Annotated in this window: 5 protein-coding genes and 1 pseudogene; 3 read left to right on the top strand and 3 right to left on the bottom strand. The window is 67.3% G+C overall.

Features of this window, described 5'->3' with window-relative positions:
* Nucleotides 1–241: pseudogene (locus NKF06_RS20135) on the top strand (amidohydrolase); the annotation flags it as partial.
* Between the two features lie 39 nt (nt 242–280).
* Here the strand turns inward: NKF06_RS20135 and NKF06_RS20130 are convergent.
* Nucleotides 281–592 (bottom strand): helix-turn-helix transcriptional regulator, encoded by a 312-nt coding sequence (locus NKF06_RS20130; RefSeq protein WP_058826867.1) that lies wholly within the window; start codon nt 590–592, stop codon nt 281–283.
* Nucleotides 593–690: 98 nt separating this feature from the next.
* Here NKF06_RS20130 and NKF06_RS20125 point away from each other — a divergent pair, with 98 nt between their 5' ends.
* The gene (locus tag NKF06_RS20125) at nt 691–1,977 is read left to right on the top strand and encodes an adenosylhomocysteinase (protein ID WP_058826866.1); all 1,287 of its coding nucleotides are present in this window, start codon (nt 691–693) and stop codon (nt 1,975–1,977) included.
* A gap of 34 nt (nt 1,978–2,011) precedes the next feature.
* Here the strand turns inward: NKF06_RS20125 and NKF06_RS20120 are convergent, their stop codons facing one another.
* Complete coding sequence (locus tag NKF06_RS20120; protein WP_253246411.1) at nt 2,012–2,695, bottom strand: hypothetical protein; 684 nt, start codon at nt 2,693–2,695, stop codon at nt 2,012–2,014.
* A gap of 61 nt (nt 2,696–2,756) precedes the next feature.
* Entirely contained in the window at nt 2,757–3,089 is a 333-nt protein-coding gene (locus NKF06_RS20115; RefSeq protein ID WP_253246410.1) for an SMR family transporter, read from the bottom strand.
* A gap of 120 nt (nt 3,090–3,209) precedes the next feature.
* Here NKF06_RS20115 and NKF06_RS20110 point away from each other — a divergent pair.
* Nucleotides 3,210–3,422, top strand: a 213-nt coding sequence (locus NKF06_RS20110) for a helix-turn-helix domain-containing protein (RefSeq protein WP_305882054.1), incomplete at its 3' end; no start/stop codon positions are given.

Genomic DNA, 3,422 nt, shown 5'->3' with positions numbered 1-3,422 from the left:
CGGCGCGCTCGAAGTCGGCGGCGCGGCCGACCTCGCCGTCGTCGACCTCGACGCGCCGCACCTCACGCCCGCGAACGACCTCGTGAGTCACCTCGCGTACGCCGCCCGCGGCTCCGACGTTCGCCACACCGTCTGCGACGGGCGGGTGCTGATGCGGGACCGCGAGGTGCTGACGCTCGACGAGGACGCCGTGATGGCCCGCGCCCGCGAGGCGGTCGCATCGCTCCGCGAGCGCGTCTGAACCGTCGCCTCCGACTCCGCCGCATCATCTCCGACCTCGCTACCCGGCCAACTCGATGCGCAGTCCGTCGTCGGTCACGCTGACCTCCATGCGCTCGAACGTCCGGTGGTACTGCGCGACGTGTCGCCCGTCGCTGTGGTCGACCATGATGGACTTCTCGAACAGCGACGCCTCGTGGAGTCGCTTGACCTCCCGGTAGGCCGTCGACAGCGGCACGTCGGCCCGACAGCTCAGCTCCTTGACCGTCAGCGGCTCGTCGGCGACGCGGAGGAGGTCCGGAACCGCGGGGGCGCTCATCAGCGCGAACAGCTCCTGTTCGGCGACCGCCTTGCCGTTATCTATGACGAGCATCGACCCTCGGCGGTACAATCTCTCCGTTGACACTTGTAGATTCGGGGGCGGCGACCGCCTTCGGTAGGGTTTTCGGACCCCTCTCCGAACCCACGGGTATGAGCGAACACTACGCTCCCGTCTCCGAGCACCTCGACGACGTCGAGGCCGCCCGGACCGAGGGACGACGCAAGATGGACTGGGCGCTCCAGCACATGCCCATCCTGCAGGAGCTCCGCGAGCAGTTCGAGTCGGAACAGCCGCTCGACGGCGAGGTCGTCGGCATGGCGATGCACGTCGAGGCGAAGACGGCGAACCTCGTCGAACTGCTGGCGCTCGGCGGCGCGGAAGTCGCCATCACCGGCTGCAACCCGCTTTCGACCCACGACGACGTGTCAGCGGCGCTCGACGCCAACGACGACATCACCTCCTACGCCGTCCGCGGCGTCGACGAGGAGGACTACTACGCGGCCATCGACGCCGTCATCGCCCACGAGCCGACCGTCACGGTCGACGACGGCATGGACATGGTCTTTACCATCCACGAGGAGTACCCCGAACTCATCGACACCATCGTCGGCGGGGCCGAGGAGACCACGACCGGCGTCCACCGCCTGCGCGCGATGGACGAGGACGGCGAACTGAACTACCCCGTCTTCGCCGTCAACGACACGCCGATGAAGCGCCTGTTCGACAACGTCCACGGCACGGGCGAGTCGTCGCTGGCGACCATCGCCATGACGACGAACCTCTCGTACGCCGGCAAGAACGTCGTCGTCGGCGGCTACGGCTACTGCGGCAAGGGCGTCGCCAAGAAGGCGTCCGGCCAGAACGCGAACGTCATCGTCACCGAGGTCGACCCCCGCCGCGCGCTCGAAGCCCACATGGAGGGCTACGACGTGATGCCGATGGAGGAGGCCGCGAAGGTCGGCGACGTGTTCATCACGACCACCGGCAACCGCGACGTCATCACCCGCGAGGACTTCGAGAACATGAAAGACGGCGTTCTCCTCGCCAACGCCGGCCACTTCGACATCGAAATCGACCTCGACGCGCTGTCGGACCTCGCCGTCGACGAGTACGAGGCCCGCGACGGCGTCGACGCCTACGAACTCGAAGACGGCCGCCGCCTGAACGTCCTCGCCGAGGGCCGCCTCGTCAACCTCGCGTCGCCCATCGCGCTCGGCCACCCGGTCGAGGTCATGGACCAGTCGTTCGGCGTGCAGGCCGTCGTCGTCCGCGAACTCGTCGAGAACGGCGACGACTACGACGCCGGCGTCCACGACGTGCCCGACGAACTGGACCGCGAGGTCGCCGAAATCAAGCTCGAAGCCGAGGGCATCGAATTCGACTCGATGACCGACGAACAGCGCGAGTACATGGGTAGCTGGGCCCACGGGACGTAAGCCGACCCGCGCGCTCTCTCGTTTCTCACAGCCGTCAGCGACCGCGTTCGGTCCACTCGCCCGCCCGCCAGACGCACGCGACGCCGCCGATCCACGCCGCGAGTCGCATCGCCTCGATGGCCGCGTCGGAGGGCGCTTTCCAGCCCCAACCGGTCGGGACGCGCTCGCTTTCGACCGGTTCGACGACGTAGTACCGGCCCTCGAACGCGACGTAGTGCGTCTCCGGTTCGTACAGTTCCGACTCGGTCACGGTGCTACTGCCGTTTCGGATGGCCTCGCGGACGTACGGTGGCGACTCGTCGAGGTCCTCCGCGAGGGTTCGTTTCACCGTCTCGGTCGAGACCGGGTGGAGCGAGAGCGTGAGGGTTCGCCCGTCGAGGGTCGCGTTCGGTTCGAAGTAGCGGCCGTCAGCCCGGACGTAGTCGAACGACCAGAACTCGGGGTCGACGCCGCGGTCCGGATCCAGTTCGAGTTCGACCGGGTCGCCGCGGGCTATGTCGATGATGGCGGCGCACTCCGCCGACTGGAGGGGGTTCCAGCCGCACGATTTGACCCGGTAGAACGCGTCCGAAGTGTGCGGGAGGTAGTCCACCGCTGAGGCCTCGTAGGTGTACGTCTTCTCGTAGGAGACGCCGTCAGGATAGAGGTACAGCGGGTTCGCGAGGAGGGCAACCCCGAGGAGGAGAAAGACGACGGCGAGGCGGTTCTCGCGGTTCATACGGGCAGTAATCCCCCAGCCGACAGATAGCTCTGGTGGCGCGGTCCCTTCGCGTCGGCCCTTAGTGTGCGGCCATCTCCGAGAGGACGTTGACGCAGTAGACGCCGGCGAGGATGAGAAGCAGGCCGACGACGCCCGTCAAGTCGACCGGTTCGTCGAACACGACGAAGCCGATGGCCGCGACGCCGACGATGCCCAGCGCGGCCCACGTCCCGTACACCACGCCGATGGGGAGTTCTTCGAGCGTCAGCGAGACGAGGTAGAACGCGAGACCGTAGCCGACCACCACGCCGAGACTCGGTACGGGCTTGGAAAAGCCCGCGGACAGTTTGAGTGCGGTCGTTCCGACGAGTTCCGACGCGATTGCGCCGGCGAGTAACACGTACGGGTTCATGTTCGTCGGTCCCGCCACGACCCGGATGAGCGTTCTGCAATCCCCCGCCACTTGCGGTCCGTTGCTCGCGCCGAACAAGAAATATCAAAATACTAACTTGTGGGCGAGGGAATCCCGTCTATGACCGAACTCGGCGAACTCGGCCTGTCGAACTACGAGGAGAAGGCGTACCGGACGCTCCTCGCCACGGGTGCCGCGACGGCCGCGACCGTCTCTGACGCGAGCGGCGTCCCGAACGGTCGGGTCTACGACGTGCTCAACGGGCTTCGGTCGCGCCGGCTGGTCCGCGCGCAGTCGACCCAGCCGACGCGGTACGTCGCCGTCGACCCGGCC

It is taken from the genome of Haloferax sp. AB510, assembly GCF_024136985.1.
Classification (GTDB): domain Archaea; phylum Halobacteriota; class Halobacteria; order Halobacteriales; family Haloferacaceae; genus Haloferax.
This window is presented reverse-complemented; position numbering and strand designations above follow the sequence as displayed.

Bases quoted from the DNA above. Each gene is read 5' to 3' on its own strand.
- NKF06_RS20130 (WP_058826867.1), bottom strand. From the start codon at position 592: ATGCTCGTCATAGATAACGGCAAGGCGGTCGCCGAACAGGAGCTGTTC.
- NKF06_RS20125 (WP_058826866.1), top strand. From the start codon at position 691: ATGAGCGAACACTACGCTCCCGTCTCCGAGCACCTCGACGACGTCGAG.
- NKF06_RS20120 (WP_253246411.1), bottom strand. From the start codon at position 2,695: ATGAACCGCGAGAACCGCCTCGCCGTCGTCTTTCTCCTCCTCGGGGTT.
- NKF06_RS20115 (WP_253246410.1), bottom strand. From the start codon at position 3,089: ATGAACCCGTACGTGTTACTCGCCGGCGCAATCGCGTCGGAACTCGTC.